Annotated in this window: 17 protein-coding genes, 3 tRNA genes and 1 pseudogene; 8 read left to right on the top strand and 13 right to left on the bottom strand. The window is 69.3% G+C overall.

Annotated elements, in window-relative coordinates; genetic code table 11:
- Nucleotides 1-58: 58 nt before the first annotated feature.
- The 5 genes from clpX to ACZ562_RS13755 form a co-directional block, all read right to left on the bottom strand.
- Entirely contained in the window at nucleotides 59-1,348 is a 1,290-nt protein-coding gene (gene clpX, locus ACZ562_RS13735) for an ATP-dependent Clp protease ATP-binding subunit ClpX (RefSeq protein WP_471177631.1), read from the bottom strand.
- A gap of 170 nt (nucleotides 1,349-1,518) precedes the next feature.
- On the bottom strand, nucleotides 1,519-2,199 hold the full coding sequence (locus tag ACZ562_RS13740) for an ATP-dependent Clp protease proteolytic subunit (RefSeq protein ID WP_471177634.1): 681 nt from the start codon (nucleotides 2,197-2,199) through the stop codon (nucleotides 1,519-1,521).
- Between the two features lie 50 nt (nucleotides 2,200-2,249).
- Nucleotides 2,250-2,870 (bottom strand): ATP-dependent Clp protease proteolytic subunit, encoded by a 621-nt coding sequence (locus tag ACZ562_RS13745; RefSeq protein WP_471177637.1) that lies wholly within the window; start codon nucleotides 2,868-2,870, stop codon nucleotides 2,250-2,252.
- 326 nt (nucleotides 2,871-3,196) lie between these two features.
- Complete coding sequence (gene tig, locus ACZ562_RS13750) at nucleotides 3,197-4,588, bottom strand: trigger factor (protein WP_471177639.1); 1,392 nt, start codon at nucleotides 4,586-4,588, stop codon at nucleotides 3,197-3,199.
- Between the two features lie 260 nt (nucleotides 4,589-4,848).
- Nucleotides 4,849-4,925, bottom strand: a tRNA-Pro gene (locus ACZ562_RS13755).
- A gap of 171 nt (nucleotides 4,926-5,096) precedes the next feature.
- Between ACZ562_RS13755 and ACZ562_RS13760 the strand changes: the two genes are divergently transcribed.
- Nucleotides 5,097-5,170: transfer RNA gene (locus ACZ562_RS13760), tRNA-Gly, on the top strand.
- A 189-nt stretch (nucleotides 5,171-5,359) separates the two neighbouring features.
- Here ACZ562_RS13760 and ACZ562_RS13765 read toward each other — a convergent pair.
- Nucleotides 5,360-5,434: transfer RNA gene (locus ACZ562_RS13765), tRNA-Trp, on the bottom strand.
- A gap of 274 nt (nucleotides 5,435-5,708) precedes the next feature.
- On the opposite strand from ACZ562_RS13765, the gene ACZ562_RS13770 reads away from it, so the two are divergent.
- Complete coding sequence (locus tag ACZ562_RS13770) at nucleotides 5,709-6,041, top strand: DUF6083 domain-containing protein (RefSeq protein WP_471177881.1); 333 nt, start codon at nucleotides 5,709-5,711, stop codon at nucleotides 6,039-6,041.
- 279 nt (nucleotides 6,042-6,320) lie between these two features.
- On the opposite strand, the gene ACZ562_RS13775 is transcribed toward ACZ562_RS13770, so the two are convergent.
- Nucleotides 6,321-6,515, bottom strand: a complete 195-nt coding sequence (locus ACZ562_RS13775) for a hypothetical protein (RefSeq protein WP_125192859.1) — start codon at nucleotides 6,513-6,515, stop codon at nucleotides 6,321-6,323.
- A gap of 595 nt (nucleotides 6,516-7,110) precedes the next feature.
- Between ACZ562_RS13775 and ACZ562_RS13780 the strand changes: the two genes are divergently transcribed.
- A complete protein-coding gene (locus ACZ562_RS13780; protein ID WP_471177642.1) occupies nucleotides 7,111-8,238 on the top strand; it encodes an acyltransferase family protein in 1,128 nt (375 codons plus the stop codon).
- Between the two features lie 6 nt (nucleotides 8,239-8,244).
- On the opposite strand, the gene ACZ562_RS13785 is transcribed toward ACZ562_RS13780, so the two are convergent.
- Both ACZ562_RS13785 and ACZ562_RS13790 read right to left on the bottom strand, forming a co-directional pair.
- Entirely contained in the window at nucleotides 8,245-8,709 is a 465-nt protein-coding gene (locus ACZ562_RS13785; RefSeq protein ID WP_471177645.1) for an HD domain-containing protein, read from the bottom strand.
- A 135-nt stretch (nucleotides 8,710-8,844) separates the two neighbouring features.
- A complete protein-coding gene (locus ACZ562_RS13790; RefSeq protein ID WP_471177648.1) occupies nucleotides 8,845-10,026 on the bottom strand; it encodes a PP2C family protein-serine/threonine phosphatase in 1,182 nt (393 codons plus the stop codon).
- Between the two features lie 162 nt (nucleotides 10,027-10,188).
- Here ACZ562_RS13790 and ACZ562_RS13795 point away from each other — a divergent pair, with 162 nt between their 5' ends.
- Nucleotides 10,189-11,418 (top strand): GNAT family N-acetyltransferase, encoded by a 1,230-nt coding sequence (locus tag ACZ562_RS13795; RefSeq protein ID WP_471177651.1) that lies wholly within the window; start codon nucleotides 10,189-10,191, stop codon nucleotides 11,416-11,418.
- Nucleotides 11,419-11,425: 7 nt separating this feature from the next.
- Here the strand turns inward: ACZ562_RS13795 and ACZ562_RS13800 are convergent, their stop codons facing one another.
- Together ACZ562_RS13800 and ACZ562_RS13805 are read right to left on the bottom strand one after the other, a co-directional pair.
- The gene (locus tag ACZ562_RS13800; RefSeq protein ID WP_471177654.1) at nucleotides 11,426-12,235 is read right to left on the bottom strand and encodes an Fpg/Nei family DNA glycosylase; all 810 of its coding nucleotides are present in this window, start codon (nucleotides 12,233-12,235) and stop codon (nucleotides 11,426-11,428) included.
- A gap of 65 nt (nucleotides 12,236-12,300) precedes the next feature.
- Nucleotides 12,301-12,786, bottom strand: coding sequence for a ribose-5-phosphate isomerase (locus ACZ562_RS13805; RefSeq protein ID WP_471177657.1), 486 nt, complete (start codon nucleotides 12,784-12,786; stop codon nucleotides 12,301-12,303).
- A 205-nt stretch (nucleotides 12,787-12,991) separates the two neighbouring features.
- Here ACZ562_RS13805 and ACZ562_RS13810 point away from each other — a divergent pair, with 205 nt between their 5' ends.
- Entirely contained in the window at nucleotides 12,992-14,440 is a 1,449-nt protein-coding gene (locus ACZ562_RS13810; protein ID WP_471177660.1) for an amino acid permease, read from the top strand.
- 111 nt (nucleotides 14,441-14,551) lie between these two features.
- Here the strand turns inward: ACZ562_RS13810 and ACZ562_RS13815 are convergent, their stop codons facing one another.
- Nucleotides 14,552-16,762 (bottom strand): serine/threonine-protein kinase, encoded by a 2,211-nt coding sequence (locus ACZ562_RS13815; RefSeq protein WP_471177884.1) that lies wholly within the window; start codon nucleotides 16,760-16,762, stop codon nucleotides 14,552-14,554.
- Nucleotides 16,763-17,019: 257 nt separating this feature from the next.
- Between ACZ562_RS13815 and ACZ562_RS13820 the strand changes: the two genes are divergently transcribed.
- Nucleotides 17,020-17,742, top strand: a complete 723-nt coding sequence (locus ACZ562_RS13820; protein ID WP_471177662.1) for a hypothetical protein — start codon at nucleotides 17,020-17,022, stop codon at nucleotides 17,740-17,742.
- Between the two features lie 94 nt (nucleotides 17,743-17,836).
- Here the strand turns inward: ACZ562_RS13820 and ACZ562_RS13825 are convergent.
- Nucleotides 17,837-17,938, bottom strand: a pseudogene (locus ACZ562_RS13825) (biotin transporter BioY); the annotation flags it as partial.
- Nucleotides 17,939-17,997: 59 nt separating this feature from the next.
- Between ACZ562_RS13825 and ACZ562_RS13830 the strand changes: the two are divergent.
- Both ACZ562_RS13830 and ACZ562_RS13835 read left to right on the top strand, forming a co-directional pair.
- Entirely contained in the window at nucleotides 17,998-18,081 is an 84-nt protein-coding gene (locus tag ACZ562_RS13830; RefSeq protein WP_471177886.1) for a putative leader peptide, read from the top strand.
- Between the two features lie 76 nt (nucleotides 18,082-18,157).
- Nucleotides 18,158-19,393: an ROK family protein gene (locus ACZ562_RS13835; RefSeq protein WP_471177665.1), complete on the top strand. Its 1,236-nt coding sequence runs from the start codon at nucleotides 18,158-18,160 to the stop codon at nucleotides 19,391-19,393.
- The last annotated feature ends 66 nt before the right edge of the window (nucleotides 19,394-19,459 follow it).

Below are 19,459 nucleotides of genomic sequence, written 5' to 3' on the forward strand. Positions count from 1 at the left end.
GACTGCGAAGGGCCCCGGTCGGTTGACCGGGGCCCTCGTCGTGCCGTGCGCGTACCGCCTACGCCGTCTTCTGCTCGCCCGGCCCGCGGCCGTTGCGTGCGTCGCGCGGGATCAGCGTCGGGTTCACGTTCGAGTGGACGACGTCCGCCGTGATGACGACGCGGGCCACGTCCTTGCGGGACGGGACCTCGTACATCACCGACATCAGGACCTCTTCCATGATGGCCCTCAGGCCTCGCGCGCCCGTCTGGCGGAGGATCGCCTGGTCGGCGATGGCCTCCAGGGCCTCGCGCTCGAAGTCCAGTTCCACGCCGTCGAGTTCGAAGAGGCGCTGGTACTGCTTCACGAGCGCGTTGCGGGGCTCGACCAGGATCTGGAGGAGTGCCTCGCGGTCGAGGTTGTGGACCGAGGTGATGACCGGGAGACGGCCGATGAACTCGGGGATCATGCCGAACTTGACCAGGTCCTCGGGCATGACGTCCTCGAACTGGTCCTTGGCCTCCAGCTCTCGCTTGGAGCGGATCGTCGCACCGAAGCCGATGCCCTTCGCGCCCGCCCGCGACTCGATGATCTTCTCCAGGCCGGAGAAGGCACCGCCCACGATGAACAGGACGTTCGTCGTGTCGATCTGGATGAACTCCTGGTGCGGGTGCTTGCGGCCGCCCTGGGGCGGCACGGAGGCCGTCGTGCCTTCGAGGATCTTGAGCAGGGCCTGCTGGACGCCCTCGCCGCTCACATCGCGCGTGATCGAGGGGTTTTCACTCTTCCGCGCGACCTTGTCGATCTCGTCGATGTAGATGATGCCCGTCTCGGCCTTCTTGACGTCGTAGTCCGCCGCCTGGATGAGCTTCAGCAGGATGTTCTCGACGTCTTCTCCGACGTAGCCCGCTTCCGTCAGCGCTGTCGCGTCGGCGATGGCGAAGGGGACGTTGAGCATGCGCGCCAGTGTCTGGGCGAGGAGCGTCTTGCCGGAGCCCGTGGGGCCGAGCAGGAGGATGTTGGACTTCGCCAACTCGATGGCGTCGTCGCGGCCTTGGGCGCCGCCGTTCTCGCCGGCCTGGACCCGCTTGTAGTGGTTGTACACCGCGACCGAGAGCGCCTTCTTGGCCGCCTCCTGGCCGACGACGTACCCCTCGAGGAACTCGTAGATCTCGCGGGGCTTCGGGAGTTCCTCCCAGCGGACCTCGCTGGTCTCCGCGAGTTCTTCCTCGATGATCTCGTTGCAGAGATCGATGCACTCGTCGCAGATGTAGACACCGGGCCCTGCGATGAGCTTCTTGACCTGCTTCTGGCTCTTGCCGCAGAACGAGCACTTGAGCAGATCGCCGCCGTCACCGATGCGTGCCACGGTGTGCTTCCCCTTCGCCTGGGAGACGCCTAGGTCCAGCGGCTCCTGGTGCTGCCTTAATCCGACGGTACCTTGCCGAGCCCCCCGTTCGGGCCCCCCTTGGCGCGGTTCGCTTGACGTGGACCGTGTCAAACCAGGCCAAGGGGCGGCAGACGTGTGCAGCCTTCCGCTCAGCGGACGGCGGCGTTGTTCATCTTCCGGGTGGAGATGATCTGGTCGATCAGGCCGTACGACAGTGCTTCCTCGGCCGTGAGGATCTTGTCGCGCTCGATGTCCTCGCGGATCTTCTCGATCGGCGTGGTGGAGTGCTTGGCCAGCATCTCCTCCAGCTGCGAGCGCATCCGGAGGATCTCGTTGGCCGCGATCTCCAGGTCGGAGACCTGGCCGCGGCCGGTCTCGCTGTACGGCTGGTGGATCAGCACGCGGGCGTTCGGCAGCGCCATGCGCTTGCCGGGCGTACCGGCGGCCAGCAGGATCGCGGCGGCGGAGGCCGCCTGGCCCATGCAGACCGTCTGGATGTCCGGCTTCACGAACTGCATCGTGTCGTAGATGGCCGTGAGCGCCGTGAAGGAGCCGCCGGGGCTGTTGATGTAGACCGAGATGTCCCGGTCGGGGTCCATCGACTCCAGGCACAGCAGCTGCGCCATGACGTCGTTGGCGGAGGCGTCGTCGATCTGCACGCCGAGGAAGATCACCCGCTCCTCGAAGAGCTTCGCGTACGGGTCGTACTCGCGGATGCCCTGCGAGGTGCGCTCCACGAAGCGCGGGATGACGTACCGGGACTCCGCCGCGGGACCCGTGTACTCGGCGCGTGTGCGGTCGTACAGGCCGCTGCCGGGGATGTCGTTCACTGTCTCTCTCCTAGGGGCTGAGGCGGTCGGCTGGGGGCTGCGCTGGGGCCTCAGGCCCCGGTGCCGCCGCCGCCCGGCATGTTGACGGCCGCGGTGATGACGTCGTCGATGAGGCCGTAGTGCTTGGCCTCCTCGGCGTCGAACCAGCGGTCGCGGTCGGAGTCGCGGGTGATCTGCTCGAACGACTGACCGGTGTGCTGGGCCGTGAGCTCCGCCATGCGCTTCTTGGTGTGCAGCAGCCGCTCGGCGTGGATCTTGATGTCGGAGGCCGAGCCGGCCAGGCCCGCGGAGGGCTGGTGGATCAGGATCTCGGCGTTCGGGAGCGCGAAGCGCTTGCCCGGGGTACCCGCGCTGAGCAGGAACTGGCCCATCGAGGCGGCGAGGCCCATCGCGATCGTCACCACGTCGTTCTTGATGAACTGCATGGTGTCGTAGATCGCCATGCCGGCCGTGATCGAGCCGCCGGGGCTGTTGATGTAGAGGTTGATGTCCTTGTCGGGGTCCGCCGCGGCAAGGAGCAGCAGCTGCGCAGTGATCTTGTTCGCGATGTCGTCGTCGACCGGCTGGCCGAGGAAGATGATCCGCTCGTTGAGCAGCCGGTTGTAGACCTGGTCGCCGAGGCCACCACCGATGGAAGGCTCGCCGGCGGCGGAGGGCATCAGATTCGTCACGTATCCACCTGCTCGTCTTACGACGGCGCCGGGCCGTCTCACGTTTCCCTGCGGGGGGCCTCCGGCGGTTCGCCGAGTTCCCTGCCCCGTATTCATGGACCCTAACGCGCTGGTCCCTTCGGGGAATCCCGCAGAGGGGAGTGTTCGCCGGGGGCGTAGCGGAGTGGGCGCGTTCCGTCGCGAGCGGCTGCGGTCGCGTGTGGCGGTCGCGCCGGCGCGGCGGAGCCGCATATTGCATACCGCCGCGCCCCTGGGGTAGGCGGACGGGCCCTGGGTCTTCAGTGACCCAGGGCCCGTCTCGTACGTACCTACAAAGCGCCGCGGGCTCAGTCCTCGGTCTTCTCCTCGGCGGACTCGGCCGGGGTCTCCTCGGAGGCGGCCTCGACGGTCTCGGCCGTCTCGTCCTCCTCGTCGTCGAGGTCGATGATCTCGCCGTTGGTGTCCTTGACCGTGGCGGCCTCGACCACGACGGCCAGGGCCTTGCCGCGGGCGACCTCGCCGACCAGCAGCGGAACCTGGCCGCCCTCGACGACCGCCTGGGCGAACTGGTCGGGGGACATGCCGGAGGAGGCCGCGCGCCGCATGAGGTGCTCGGTGAGCTCCTCCTGGTTGACGTTGAGCTTCTCCTGCTTGACGAGCTCGTCGAGCACGAACTGGGTCTTGATGCCCTTGACCGCGGCCTCACGGGTCTCGGTCTCGAACGCCTCCTCGGTCTTGCCCTGGATCTCCAGGTACTTCGCGAGGTCGAGGCCCATCTGGCCGAGCTGGTGGTGCTCGAGGTTGTGCTTACGGGTGTTGATCTCGTCCTCGAGCAGCTTCTCGGGGACCGGGACCTCGACCAGCTCGAGCAGCTTCTCCAGGACGCGCTCCTGGGCCTGCGTGGCCTGGTCGTACTGCTTCATGTTCTCGAGGCGCTTGCGGCTGTCGGCCTTCAGCTCGTCGAGGGTGTCGAACTCGGAGGCGAGCTGCGCGAACTCGTCGTCCAGCTCGGGCAGTTCGCGTGCGGCGACCTGGGTGACCTTGACGGTGACCTCGGCCTCCTTGCCGGCCGCCGAGCCGCCCTTGAGCTCGGAGGTGAAGGTGGCCTCGCCACCGGCCTCCACACCCTTCACGGCGTCGTCGATGCCGTCGAGGAGCTCGCCGGAGCCGATGGTGTAGGAGACACCGCTGGCGATGCCGTCCTCGAGGACCTCACCGTCGACCTTGGCCTCCAGGTCGATGGTGACGACGTCGCCGTCCCCGGCGGCCCGCTCGACCGGGGAGGTGGAGGCGAAGCGCTCACGGAGCTGCTCGACCGACTTCTCGACGTCCTCGTCACTGACCTCGACGGCGTCGACCTCGACCTCGATGCCGGAGTAGTCCGGGATCTCGATGGCCGGGCGGACGTCGACCTCGGCGGTGAAGTTCAGCGTCTCGCCGTCCTTCAGCTCGGTGATGTCGACCTCGGGCTGGCCCAGGACGTTGAGCTCGGCCTCGTTGACCGCCTCGGTGTAGAACTTCGGAAGCGCGTCGTTGACCGCCTCCTCCAGGACCGCACCGCGGCCGAACCGCTGGTCGATGACCCGCGCCGGGATCTTGCCCTTCCGGAAGCCCTTCACCGTGACCTGCTGGTTGATCTTCTTGTACGCCGCGTCGAGGCTGTCCTTGAGCTCCTCGAAGGGCACCTCGACAGTGAGCCGAACCCGGGTCGGGTTCAGGGTCTCCACGGCGCTCTTCACGGTTCGGTCTCCTTGTGGCTGACTTCTTGGTTTCTGCCGGAGCCAGAGTGGTCCGGCGGATTTCGCCGCCCGGAGGACTTCAGAGGATGAGACACACGGGCGTGCAGCTTGCATAGTAACGGCAGCGACGACACGCCCCAAAGGCGATCACGCGGGATGGTCGCGCGAGTGGCCGGTGACGGCCGGTCGGCGACCGGTGACGGTCGATGACGGACGGCCGACGCCCCCGGGAAGGCCGGCGGCCGGGGGACGCAGGGCAGTGGTCGGGGTGGCGGGATTTGAACCCACGGCCTTCCGCTCCCAAAGCGGACGCGCTACCAAGCTGCGCCACACCCCGTCTGGTGTGCGACACGTAGGGTACATGCCCACAGGCAGCGTGGCCGCCGCATTTCGCGAGCACCGCCGCCCGTGCCGGTGCGGGCGGGACACGGGGTGTGCGATGAGGGGGGACGACCCGCTACGATGCCTGCAGTGCCGCCGCGATCATCCGGTCCGCGGCGCGTCCTACGCGGGCGTAGCTCAATGGTAGAGCCCTAGTCTTCCAAACTAGCTACGCGGGTTCGATTCCCGTCGCCCGCTCCAAACAAATCAGGGCCAGGCCAGAGGATCTTTCCTCCGCCTGGCCCTGATCATTTTGAACTCAGGGACAGGTACCACGAGCACCTTGACGGCGCATCGATCTCGAAGAGGAGACGAAGCGCTGTGGGCCCCACGCCGAACCGACAGCAGTACCGGCTGGCACACGGCAGCCACGCCGGATAGACGAGAAGGCAGAACCGGCCGGATTCGAACCGGCGTCCTCGCGATTTTGGAGACCGCGCGCGACGACCTCTGCGCTACAGCTCCGCCCCGCCCGCCATCCTAAGGACTCGCGCCGCTGCCGAGGTGGGACCTGCCCGTTGTCGTCACCGTGGGTACGTAATCGCCAAATGAGGCCAAATCGCGAGCTACTACGACCCGCTCAGGTTCGCTCACACTCAAACGCATGGGGGCGATTCAGGATCGTGACCAGTTCGTATGCGATCGCTGCGAGGAGACCAACCTCACTGTGTGTGAGCGCGGACGGTTCCGCCTCATGGCGCGCCTCTGCGAGCGGTGTTGGAACATCCTCGCCAACGAGATGGCCGAAGCCGACGGAGCCACAGCCGCGCCCAGACCGGACCACGACCCTGACGACGTGACATGGATCGAGCCGCCAGTTTGCTCAGAATGTGGTGCCTTGATCCGCATATGTCCGACCAATTACGACCGGTGGGTCAGCCTCGCCATGGTCGAGTTGCCCGCCAAGGACGTCCCAGAGGCCTTCCGGTGGCGTTTGACGAGGGTTCCGGACCGATCCCCCATCCCCACGGATATCGTGGCCGTACGGGTCCGTGGAATCGATCCGCTACCGAGCGAACCCGTCGTGCCGGCCCACCGCATGATGTGCGTTCCCGAGTGGGGCGAGCCGTAGAGCGCGCGGCGGAGAGCACGAAGTGCGGTCCGTGCCTCTCGCGTGCCCGATCAGGTGGCGACCGGCGGGGAGTAGCGGGGAACACCGGGGAGCGAACCGGGAACCCGCACGTCAGCGAGTCGCCAGGTCAAGCCCGGTCCGCGTACGCGATCTTCCACACTAGCTACGCGGGTTCGATTCCCGTCGCCCGCTCCGAAAGGCCTCCGGCCCGGTCCCTCCAGGGATCGGGCCGGAGGCCTTTGTGTGGTTTCGCCCCCGGGGAGCCGGACCCGGAAGCGGCTAGAACTGGATCGAGTTGATCGTCTCGGCTATCGAGTCCAGGAACCGCTGGATGTCGTCGGCCATGCCGGTCGAGGCGAGGAAGAAGCCGAAGAGCACCGCGACGATGGCGGGGCCGGCCTTGATCGTTCCCCCTCGCATCAACACCACCAGGATGATCCCCAACAGCAGCACCACTGACAGTGAAATGGCCACAACTGATCACACCCTCGGTCGGTCCGCTCTCCCGGCCCGGGGATGCAACCCCGTGCACCCCCGCCAGAACCATCGTGCCACCAACGCGGCTCGCATATGCGACGCGTGACGCATCGTTGACCCTGTCCGTCCGGATCCGCGCGCCCGCGCCCGCGCGCCACCGGCCCACCGACCGTGCCCCGCACAGTAATTCGACGGTGCACCCGCACGGGCAATTCACCGGGATCGTTTCCGTGTCCACACAACGTGTTCGCAGCGATTTCGAATTGTTGCCCCGGCTTCATCGTGACGACATGCAGGCCCGTCGGACTGGTTACTTAATGCACCATTTAGTCGGGATGAATCGTGACAATCAGAGTGCATATGCGGGCACCGGCGACTTCCGTGAGATGTGTCGGCCATCACGCGGACAAGGAAGCCGACTTCGCCAAATCGCGGGTAGGCGAAGCGGATAAGCAGGAATGACGTCGAGCGTTTTACGGAAACGCAAGTGAACGCTAGGGTGCCTCAGATGTTCCACGCCGCCTCGAACTCGCTGCGACCGCACGGCCCCGACCGAGCGCCACTCCCCCCGGCACAGTCGCCGTCGGACGGAGTGCCGAGTCCTCGCTCGTTCCGGGACGATCGGAACAGACCGAACAAGCAGGGCGAACGAGACGGTGCGCGGCCCAAGCAGCGCGACGCCTTCTTCGACAACGCCAAGTACCTGGCGATCGTGCTGGTGGCGATGGCCCACTCCTGGGAGCCGCTCAAGGGCGACAGCCGGATCGTGGAAGGCGTGTACACGGCGGTGTACACGTTCCACATGCCGGCGTTCATCATCATCTCCGGCTTCTTCTCGCGCAGCTTCGACATGCGCCCCGACCGGCTCAAGCGGCTGGTCACCGGCGTCGCCGTGCCGTACGTCCTGTTCGAGGCCGGCTACTCGCTCTTCAAGGGCGCCATCACGGACGCCCGGAACCCGGAGATCAGCCTCCTCGACCCCTGGTACCTGACATGGTTCCTGTGCGCGCTGTTCGTCTGGCGGCTGACCACCCCCATCTGGAAGCTGGTGCGCCATCCGCTTCCGCTCGCGCTGGGCATCGCGATGCTGGCGTCCGTCACCCCGGACATCGGCAACGACCTGGATCTGCAACGGGTACTGCAGTTCCTGCCGTACTTCGTGCTCGGCCTGTGCCTGAAGCCCGAACACTTCCGGCTGGTGCGCCGGCGTTCGGCGCGGATCGTGGCGGTGCCCGTCTTCGCGGCCGCGCTGGCGGTCGGCTGGTGGGCGGTGCCGCGCATGAACACGGCGTGGTTCTACCATCGTGATGCCGCGCAGGAGTTGGGCGCGCCGTGGTGGGCGGGCCCGGTCATGGTGCTCGCGATGTTCGGCTGCTCGCTGCTGCTGACCGCGTGCTTCTTCGCCTGGGTGCCCGGCCGGCACATGTGGTTCACCGCGCTCGGCGCGGGCACGCTGTACGGCTATCTGCTGCACGGCTTCCTGATCAAGGGCGGCGACTACGCGGGCTGGTTCGACCACCCCGCGCTGCACCGGCCCCTCGGCGAGATCTTCCTCACGCTCGTCGCGGCCGCCGTCGTCACGCTGCTGTGCACCCGGCCCGTGCAGCGGATCTTCCGGTTCGCGATGGAGCCGAGCATGGAGTGGGCCTTCAAGCGGGACGCGGCCGAACTGGCCCGGGAGCGCGAGCACCGCGAGCACCGCGAGAAGGTTCCGGCGTAGCCGGTTTCAGTCACCGGCCAGACCGAGAAGTGCGCGCATCCGGGCGTACTTCTCGGTCAGTCGTGTGCGGGTTGCCTCGTCGAGGACCGCGAGGCGCGCCGGGTCCGCGTTGTGCGCCAGGTCCGCCTCCTTCACGAGCAGCGCGCCGGGCGTGGCGAGGATGCGCGCGGCGTACACCTCGGGCGGCTCCCCGGCCCGCTTGGTGACCGCGAGCACGATGTCCTTGGTACGGCGGCTCAGCGCGGCCTCGTGCAGCCACCGGGCGGAGAGCGCGTCGTCCTCGACGGCGTCGTGCAGCCAGGCGGCCGCGATCTGCTCCTCGTCTCCGGCGCGGGCCCGTACGCCCTCCGCGACGGCCTGGAGGTGTTCGGCGTACGGCCGTCCGGCCTTGTCGGTCTGCCCCTCGTGCGCGGCGCGGGCAGCGGCCTCTACTGCGGCCAGGGTCAAGGGGCTTCGAGAGGTCTCGGTCACCCGTCCAGTGTCCCTCGTACTGGATGTACGAGGGCAAGGGCCCCGGTGCGGCGAGTGGGGGCACCTCCCACGCCCTGAAGGCAGTGGGGGAGCGTGCATGGCGTCGCGCGGCAGGCGGGAAGGAGACGACAGGGCCTAGCGTGCCGCCGCCATGGCGGTCGGCCCTTCCCGGCAGATCAGGAGCAGTGCGCGGTCGTCGTTGACGTCCCTCGCCACCGCCTCGATCAGGTGCCAGGCGGCCCCGTGGAAGCCGCCGGCGACGTAGCGGTCGGCCTCGCCTGTGAGACGGTCGATGCCCTCGACTATGTCGCGATCGGACGTTTCCACCAGACCGTCTGTGAACAGCATCAACACGTCACCCGGGCGGAGCGAGCCCTTCACGGGGTCGAACTGCGCGCCGTCGTACACACCCAGCAGCGGGCCCTCTGCCGCCTTCTCCTCCCAGCGGCCGCTGCCCGCGCTGAGCTGCAGGCCCGGCGGATGGCCGGCGGAGTAGAGCTCGTAGTCGCCGGAGTCCACGTCGAGGACCAGGTGGATCGAGGTCGCGAAGCCCTCGTCCCAGTCCTGGCGGAGCAGATAGCCGTTCGCCGCCGGGAGGAAGGCGTGCGGGGGCAGCGAGCCCAGCAGGCCGCCGAAGGCGCCCGACAGGAGCAGGGCGCGCGAGCCCGCGTCCATGCCCTTGCCGGACACGTCCGTCAGGACGACCTCGAGCGTGCGGCCGCCGTTCGTCCGGGCCGCGACCACGAAGTCGCCGGAGAAGGACTGGCCCCCCGCCGGCCGCAGCGCCATCTCCCGGTGCCAGCCCTGCGGCAGCTTGGGGAGCTTGCTCTGTACCCGGATGCGTTCGCGCAGGTCGAACAGCATCGTGCCGCCGCGCCGCCAGGGCACGCCGACCCGGCTGCGGAACTGGGCGATCAGCAGACCGAAGAACCCGCAGGCGGCGACGACGAGCACCACGCCCGGGGTGACCCGGGAAGGGCCCTCGGTGTACGGGCCCAGCTGCACCGACTCCACGATCAGCGCCGTCGCCGCGGCGGCGTACAGGCCGAGCAGGCTCGCCGGGCGCAGCAGCAGGCCGCCCGCGACGATCGGGAGGACCAGCGCGGCCGGGGAACACCACACCGAGTTGGCGAGCGTCGTGGCGGCGATCAGCGGGATGGTGATGAGCAGGCCGGCCAGCGCGACCCAGTCCGAGCCGTCCCCGCGGAAGTAGTCCACGGCGCTTCTGCGCAGGCCGACGCGGACCCGGTGCCACTGCATCTTCAACCGGGCCGTGAACGTCTCGGCCGCTGCGCGCCGTTCTCGTCCTGCTGCCATTAGTTCGGGACCCTATCCATCGGACCAGCTGCTTGGCACGGGAGGTCCCACTTGTCCCCCGTCCGAGGCTCAACTTCACAGTGAACTTCACTGAAAGCCGTCGCGCGGCCGCCAGGGAGAAATTCCCTGGCTCGTCCCGCAATGCCCTGGTAGGCATGGAGTATGGGGACTGATCTGAGGGTGCTACGTCAGGACGAATGGGACGAGTGGTACGACAGCCTGCTCCGCGCCTTCGGCGGGGTCCCGGAGCCGGCCGCGGAGCGGGCGCTGCTGCGCGAACTCACCGAGACGGAGCGCTCCCTCGGCGTCTGGGACGGTGCCGCGTGCGTGGGCACGGCGGGGGCGTTCAGCTTCCGGCTGACCGTACCCGGCGGGGCCTCGGTGCCCGCCGCGGGCGTCACCATGGTCGGCGTGGCGGCCACGCACCGGCGGCGCGGCGTGCTGACGTCCATGATGCGGCGGCAGTTGGACGACGTACGGTCCTGGGGCGAGCCGCTGGCCGTGCTGACGGCCTCCGAACCGGGGATCTACGGGCGGTTCGGGTACGGCATCGCGACGTACCACGTCAACGCCGTGATCGACACCAGCCGCGTACGGCTGACGGTGCCGCCCGGTACCGATGACGTACGGCTGCGGTACGCGGAGCCCGCCGAGGCGATCGACGCATGCGAGGCGGTGTACGCACGACTCGTACCCCGGCGGCCGGGGATGGTGGCGCGCACTCCGGGCTGGGAGCAGCTGTGGCTGCTGGACCCGGAGAACAGCCGGGAGGGTGCGTCGCCGCTGCAGTGCGTGGTGGCGGAGCGGGACGGGGAGGTCGTCGGGTACGCGCGCTACCGGATCAAGGCGGACTGGGAGGCGGCGGGCCCCAAGGGCACGGTGGTGACGCAGGACGTGGACGCGCTGGACGCGGTCGCGCACGCGGCGCTGTGGCGGTTCCTGTCCGACATCGACCTGACGTCGGCGATCGACGCGCGGCGGCGGCCGGTCGACGAGCCGTGGCAGTACCTGGTGTCCGACGTCCGGCGCTGCTCGCTGCTGGTGCGGGACTCACTGCACGTACGGCTGGTGGACGTGGGGGCCGCGCTGGAGGCGCGGAAGTACCAGGCGCCGGTGGATGTCGTGTTCGAGGTGGAGGATGCCTTCTGCCCCTGGAACGAGGGGCGTTGGCGCCTGACGGGGGACACGAAGGGGGCGTCCTGCGAACGGACCCGGGACACGGCGGATCTTTCCCTGTCCGTACGGGAGTTGGGGGCCGCCTACCTCGGCGGCGTGAGCCTTGGGGCGCTGGGCGCGGCCGGCCGGGTGCGGGAGCTGCGGCAGGGCGCGCTGGCAGAGGCGGCGGTGGGGTTCGGGTCCACGGTGGCGCCCTGGCTGCCGCACGGCTTCTGAGTCCACGTCACCCCTGTTGGCAGGCCGGGCACCAGAAGAGGTTGCGGGCGGCGAGACCGGCGGTGCGGATCTCGCCGCCACAGATGTGGCAGGGCAGGTTCGCCCTGCGGTACACGTACACCTCGCCGCCGTGGTCGTCGACGCGCGGCGGGCGGCCCATGGCCTCCGGAGTGTGTTCCGGGCGGACCGTGTCGATGCGGTTGTTGCGGACGCCCTCGCGCATCAGCTCGACCAGGTCGGCCCAGATCGCGTCCCACTCGGCCGCGTCGAGGTCCTTGCCCGCCCGGTACGGGTCGATGCGGTGCCGGAAGAGGACCTCGGCGCGGTAGACGTTGCCGACGCCCGCGAGGACCTTCTGGTCCATCAGCAGGGCGGCGATCGTCGTACGGCTGCGGGAGATCCGCCGGTAGGCCGCCCGCGGGTCGGCGTCGGGACGGAGCGGGTCCGGGCCGAGCCGGTCGTGTATCGCCCGCTTCTCGCCGTCCGTGATCAGGGCGCAGGTGGTGGGGCCGCGCAGATCCACGTACGACGTGTCGTTGGCGAGGCGGAGCCGGACGGTGTCCGTGGGCGGGGGCGCGGGGGCCGGGCCGAAGGTGACCTTGCCGAAGAGGCCGAGGTGGATGTGGATCCAGTCGGCGTCCCCGAAGCCGAGGAACAGGTGCTTCCCGTGGGCGTCGGCGGTGTGCAGGGGGGTGCCGTCGAGGAGGGCGGCGGCGTCGGTGAACTTGCCCTGGGGACTGGTCACGTGCGCTGCCGCGCCCGCGAAGGCGGTGGCGTAGTCCTGCGCGAGCCGGTGAATCGTGTGCCCCTCTGGCACCTGGCGTCGTCCTTTCCCACCCACCCGCCCGTCTCGTTCAGCTGACGGGCGGGTCTCGAAACCGACTACTGCTGCGGGTGGTGCGCCGGAATCGGCGGCAGGTCGCCCGTCGTCTCGTAGTCCGCCAGCATGTCGATACGGCGGACATGACGCTCGTCACCCGAGAACGGGGTGTTCAGGAAGGTCTCGACGAACTTCGTCGCCTCCTCCTGGGTGTGCATGCGCGCGCCCACCGCGACGACATTGGCGTTGTTGTGCTGCCGGCCGAGCGAGGCGGTCTCCTCGCTCCAGGCCAGCGCCGCACGCACGCCCTTCACCTTGTTCGCCGCGATCTGCTCGCCGTTGCCGGAGCCGCCGATCACGATCCCCAGAGCGTCCTTGTCCGCGGCCGTCCGCTCCGCGGCGCGGAGGCAGAACGGCGGGTAGTCGTCCTGGGCGTCGTAGATGTGCGGACCGCAGTCCACGGGGTCGTGGCCGGCCGCCTTGAGCCACTCGACGAGGTGGTTCTTGAGTTCGAAGCCGGCATGGTCGGAGCCGAGATACACGCGCATGGTCCGAGTGTGACACGGCCGTTCCGGGGGAGCAGCGCCGGGGGCTGACCAAGAAAACCGCGAGGCGAACCACAGAACCTCAAGCAGACCGCATGTAACGATCTGGATTCAAAGGTTCACGAATCCATTTGCCTCCGATTCACTGGTCCGATCCGTACGCCGGTCGTACGGGAAACAGCTCACCCGGCGCAAAGGAATTCCGTCCATGACCACGCAGCCGACCCTTCCCAAGGACGGTCACGCCCAAGGAGCCCCCGGCGACCCCGGCGGCGGCCTCCAGGCAGGACTCAAGAACCGTCATCTGTCGATGATCGCCATCGGTGGTGTCATCGGCGCCGGCCTGTTCGTCGGTTCCAGCTCCGGCATCGCCACCGCCGGACCCGGCATCCTCCTGTCGTACGCCCTCGTCGGCACGCTCGTCGTCCTCGTGATGCGCATGCTCGGCGAGATGTCCGCCGCCAACCCCACCTCCGGCTCCTTCTCCGCACACGCCGATCGTGCCCTCGGCCGCTGGGCCGGGTTCTCGATCGGCTGGCTCTACTGGTTCTTCTGGGTGGTCGTGCTGGCCGTGGAGGCCACCGCCGGCGCCAAGATCCTCGAAGGGTGGATGCCCGCCGTCCCGCAGTGGGGCTGGGCGCTCATCGTGATGGTGGTGCTGACCGCCACCAACCTCGTCTCCGTCGGCTCCTACGGCGAGTTCGAGTTCTGGTTCGCCGGCATCAAGGTCGTGGCCATCGGCGCGTTCATCGTCGTCGGCGGACTCGCGGTCTTCGGCGTGCTGCCGGGCGTCGACAGTGACAAGGCCGGGCTCGGCAACCTCACCGGCCACGGCGGCTTCCTGCCCAACGGTCCCGGCGCCATCCTCACCGGCGTCCTGCTCGTCGTCTTCTCCTTCATGGGCAGCGAGATCGCGACCCTGGCCGCGGGCGAGTCCGAGGACCCGCAGCGCGCCGTCACCAAGTCGACCAACAGCATCATCTGGCGTATCGGCGTGTTCTACCTCGGGTCGATCTTCGTCGTCGTCACCCTGCTCCCGTGGGACGACAAGGCGATCGCCGACAACGGCTCCTACGTCGCCGCCCTCGACTCCCTCGGTATCGCGCACGCCGGTCAGATCATGAACTTCATCGTGCTGACCTCGGTGCTGTCCTGCCTCAACTCCGGCCTTTACACGGCCTCCCGCATGGCCTTCTCCCTCGGCCGGCGGGGCGACGCGCCGAAGGCCTTCGCGCGGACCACGTCCCGTGGTGTGCCGATGACGGCGATCGTCGCGTCGGTCGTGTTCGGCTTCGTGGCCGTCTTCTTCAACTACAAGTTCCCGGACTCCGTCTTCCTCTTCCTGGTCAACTCCAGTGGCGCGGTGGCCCTGTTCGTGTGGCTGGTCATCTGCTTCTCGCAGCTGCGGATGCGGAAGATCATCCAGTCGGAGGCGCCGGAGAAGCTGGTCGTGAAGATGTGGCTCTACCCCTACCTGACCTGGGCGACGGCCGCGCTGATCGTCTTCGTCCTCGGCTACATGCTCACCGACACGGAGCACGACGGTCGCGAGACCGTGCTGCTGTCGCTGCTGGTCGCGGCGGTCGTGCTGGTCATCGCCGTGGTGAAGGAGAAGGTCGCGGGCGGTCGGTCGGCGGGTGTGAAGGTGCGTGACTAGTACGACCTCCACGTAGGTCGGCAAGGGCCCGTGGTGCGTGCGCGCCACGGGCCCGCTGCGCCTCTCTCCGTGTTTCTGCCCCTCTGCCCGTCTTTCTGCGTATGTCTTCGGTCAGAGGATCGTGAAGCTGTCCCGCACTTCGCCGTAGATCTTGAGCGCACCCTGTTCGATGTCCGGCTGGTACCAGGTGTTGATCTGGTACGACTTTCCGCGCTCGTTGAAGCCCAGCAGACGGGCGTGCCAGGAGACGCCGTCGAGCGTGAAGGTGTACTCCCAGACGACCGCCTCGTGGCCGCGGAACGTCGTCTTCTCCAGGCGGATCTTGTTGTAGTCCTTGCCCTGGCGGGCGTTCTCCTCCGAGGTCTGCCAGGTGTCCAGCAGGTCGCCGCGGGCGAGGGACGACTTGGCCGCGAGTTCCTGTCTCCCGTCCGGGGAGGTGTAGTGCACCTCGGCGCCGGTCTTCACGTCGCGCCGCCAGCCCCTGGGCGTCGCCCAGGCGAACCCGCCCGCCTCCTCGTGCACGCCCGGCGGCAGGGTCCGCGGCCTGGACGTGCCCTCGACGGTGGACGACGGGCTGTTGTCCGGGGTGGTCGCGGATGCGGTGGGGGACGTCGAGGAGCCCGCCCGGTCGTCCTCGGGCGACCCGGGGTTCGCGACGAGGACGATCGCGACGACGGTCCCCGCGGCGACCACGCCCACGGCGGCGACGAGCCCCGTACGGCGACGGCTGCGAGGACCACGCCGTGGGGCGGCGGGAACAACGGGACCGGGCAGCTCACCGGGCGCCATCCCGCCCGGCCACGGCAGCCCGCCCGGCGGCACCCCACCCGGCCCGGGTGCCGGTCGCCGCTCGGTCACCGCTTCGGCACGGGACAGCGACACGGCCGTGCGGCGGGGCGGGGAGCCTCCGGGCGATGCCGGGTTGCCTGCGGGAGGCGCGGAGTGGACGTCCGACCGGAGCGGGGAGGCGGCCTCCGTGGCGGCGTTGGGGGTTCCGGAGGCGGCGGCCTCGGTGGAGGGGTCGGCAGGTCGGGCCGCGGGGGTTTCGGTGTGGTGGCTGGAGCCGGCGGGGGTTTCGGTGGGGTGACGGGAGCCGGCGGGCGATTCGGTGGGGTGACGGGAGCCGGAGGGCTCGGTGGGGTGACGGGGCCCGGAGGGCGCGGCCGGGTCGGCCGGTTCGGGGACCGGGGGGAATTCGGCGGGGCCGGTGAACGCGGTGCGCGTGGGGGGTCCGGGGGGGGTCGAGGGGACTTCGGGCTGTGGTTGGGGGTGTTCCTCAGGGGATGCGGGTGCGGTTTCCGGTCGGGCGGTGGGGGTGGGCAGGGGCGCACGCCCCAGGCCGAAGTCGTGGGTGGGCGGTTGCTCTTCCTCCGGCGGGGCGGGGCGCGACGGCGGAATCGCGTCGTGGAGGAACGCAGGCCCGGGCGCGGGCTCCGACCGGGGCGCGGCCCGCGCCGCGCTCCCGTATGGCTCGGTGCCCTCAGGGCTCTCCTGACTCTCCGGCCCCGCCCCCTCCCGTAGGGCCGTCAGGTCCGCCTCCGCCATCCCCACCGGAAGGGTCGGTGTCGGTGCCGGGAACGCGACCGGGTGCAGGGCCGTTTCCACGTCGTCCAGGTTTGGGCGGACCGAGGGGTCCTTCTCCAGCAGGGCGGACAGGATGTCGCGCAACGGACCTGCCGTGGAGGGGAGTTCGGGCTCCTCGTAGAGAACCGCGTGCAGCGTCGCCAGCGTGGTGTCGCGGGAGAAGGGGGAGCGGCCCCCCATGGCCGCGCAGAGGGTCGCGCCCAGTGACCACACGTCGGACGGCGGGCCCTGCGGGCGGCCGGAGACGCGCTCGGGGGCCATGTAGTCGGGCGAGCCGACGAGCATGCCGACCATGGTGAGCGCCTTGGCGTCCTGGATCGCGGCGATACCGAAGTCCGTGAGCACGATCCGTCGCGCGCCGTGCTCCACCAGGACATTGCCGGGCTTGATGTCCCGGTGCAGGACGCCCCGCGCATGCACCTGCCGCAGCGCCTCCACCAGCCCCAGCCCGAAGCGGGCGGTCTCGCGCGGGCCCAGCGGTCCCTCCTCCGCGATCATGCCTTCGAGGGAGCGGCCGACGACCAACTCCATGACGATCCACAGGCGTTCGCCCTCGTCCACGACGTCGTACACGCGCACGACGTTGGGATGGTCGATACGGGCGGTGGCCCTGGCCTCGCGCAGGGTGCGTTCACGGCGGGTGCGGGCGTCCTCAGCGTCGAGACCGTCTATGCGCATCTCCTTCACGGCGACCGGACGGTCGAGCATTTCGTCGGCGGCTCGCCACACCCGCCCCATTCCCCCCTGCCCGATACTTTCGACCAGTCGATAGCGCCCCGTCACCAGTAACCCTGGAACCCCGCCGCTCCTCGTGTCTCCCGTATTCCCCGGCAATCCGCTGCACCCCCTCGGCGATCCCCACGATCTCCACGACCCCGGCAACGCCCCTACTGAAACACAATGGTCACACTTCGTGCTCTACCAGCATAGTGCGGAGAAATCTTGTGGTACCTCTTCAAGTACTGTGAATTCAGGCGCAGCCAAGGGGGGCGAACATGAGTTCTCGTCGCACGACGACGATCGCCGGATCGCTGGTCGCGGCATCTTTCTCGGCCGTGATGATCCTTTCCAGCACCGCCGGCGCGGACGACCAGGGACCTGGAAGCAGCAAGGGGGGAAAGGCCGTCGACGAGGCACCGGCGGGCGTGGAGCTGACCACGCTGCTGCCCGAGAAGATCTCGGTCGACAACAGTTCGCAAAAGACGGCGATTACCGCCACGGTGAAGAACGAGGGGACCAAGGACAGTGGAAAGATCCAGATTTTGGTCGTCGGTTTCGACGGCCTGACGGTCAAGAACGTTCAAGGCTGTTCTCCGATCGACGAAGAGAATCTGCCGGAGGGCTCGAACAGCGGCTTCTCCTGCCCCATCGACAATCTCGCGGCCGGCAAGTCGAAGTCGTACGCGGTCGATGCGACGTTCGACCTGGGCAAGACCGGAAAGATCTGTCTGCCCGTGCAGACCGGTGACGGGAAGAAGACGTACTGGCAGCAGGGCCCGGTTCCGTTCGGTACGACGAACCCGTCGCCGAACGCCCCGGCCACCCCGCTGCTGCTCGGCACCGACAACAAGCCGGTGGCGCCCGGCGGCGACGAACTGCCCAAGACCGGTATCGGGCGGGACGTCCTGCCGCTGGGTCTGACGGGCGCGGCGCTGCTGACGGCGGGGGCCGCCGGACTGTGGTGGTCGCAGCGGCGGCCGCGGCAGCAGCAGGGCTGAGTGAAGGAGCGGTGACAGCGGGGCGGGGGCGCGTGAGCGCTCCCGCCCCGCTTCGCTCTCTTCCGCGTGAACCACAACCTCGCGGAGTGAGAGGTCACTTCCGCACGAGCTTCCAGGCCGTGGGCAGCACGCCCATCGCCAGGGCCGCCTTCAGGGCGTCGCCGATCAGGAACGGGGTGAGGCCGGCCGCGATCGCCGTCTCGCCCGTCGGTCGCCGTCTGGGCAGCGGTGGACCCGTTTGCTAGCTTCGAGCGCATGGTTGCCCAGGCCCTGAACTTCTCGTCGCGTCGCCACGTCGACCTGCGACGCGTGAGCACGGCCGCCTGTCACCTCCGGTAGCGAGGCGGGCGGAGCGGATCCGGTGCGCCTCGACACACGAGACGCAGTGTCGGACCCGTTCCAGAGGATGATCGCCATGACGGCACCCACGCTCACTTCCCCCTCCCCTGTTTCCCGCTCCCCCGTCCCCCCTGTTTCCCGCTCCCCCGTCCCCCGCGCCGCCGACAGCGACCGGCGCCGCACCAGTGCCAGTGTCGTCCTGCGGTCCGTGCTGGAACACGGGCCGGTCGCGCGCAGCACCATCGCCCGGCTGACCGGGCTGTCCCCGGCGTCGGTGACGGACTACTGCGCGCGCTTCGCCGAGGCCGGGCTCATCCGGGAGTCCGCCGCGCCGCGCCGTTCGAACGGGGTGGGGCGGCCGCATGTACCCGTCGACCTGGACGACTCACGGTTCGTCGTGGGCGGCGTCCATGTGGCCGTGCCCTACACCACGGTAGCTCTGCTCGATCTGCGCGGGCGGGTGGTGGCGGAGCGGCGGCTGAAGCACGAACGCACTGACCCCGCCGGGGTGTTGGGGCGGGCCGCCGACGGGCTTGCGGACCTGCTGGACGGAGCGCCGGGCTGCCGGCCGCTGGGCGTCGGCGTGGCGGTCGGCGGCTGGGTGGACCGGGACTCCGGGACCGTCGTCGAACATCCGCTGCTGGACTGGCGGGACGTGGCGGTGCGCGAGGCGCTCGGTGCGCACACCGGGCTGCCGGTCCATGTGGACGGGCACGCACGGGCGTTGGTCAACGCGGAGCGGCTGTTCGGGCGGGCGCGGGGCAGCCGGAGCGTGCTGCACCTGTTCGTCGGCAACGTGGTCGACGCGGCGTTCGCGACCAACGACGAGGTGCACCACGGACCCCGCTCGCAGGCCGGGGCGATCGCCCATCTGCCGTTGCCCGGGGGCACCCAGCCGTGCGACTGCGGGCGCGCCGGCTGCCTCCAGGCCGAGCTGAGCGAGCGGACGCTGTGCCTGCGGGCCCGGGAGGCGGGCATCGTCGACGGAGCGAACCCGATGCATGTGCTCGACGCGGCGGCGGGCGGCGACGCGGTGGCCGAGCGGCTGCTGGTGGAACGGGCCCGGATGGTGGGGCGGGCGGCGGAGCTGCTGCTCGACATCCTCAATCCGGAGACGGTCGTCGTCACGGAAATCGGTGTGATGCACCGGGAGGACTGCCTGGCCGCGTTGCGGGAATCCGTCGGAGCCGATCGGGCGCCGGCCGTGCTGCCGACGAGTTTCACGGATTCCGTACTCGCCGTGGCGGGTGGAACGGTGGCCCTCGACGTTCTCTACCGGGATCCGCTCGGCACCTCACCTGAGCTGACTTAATTCAGAAACTCCGAATGTTGACAGGCATTGCGGGAGACCGGAAAATCATGTTCATGCTGCTCACGA

Source organism: Streptomyces sp. NPDC040410 (assembly GCF_055595715.1).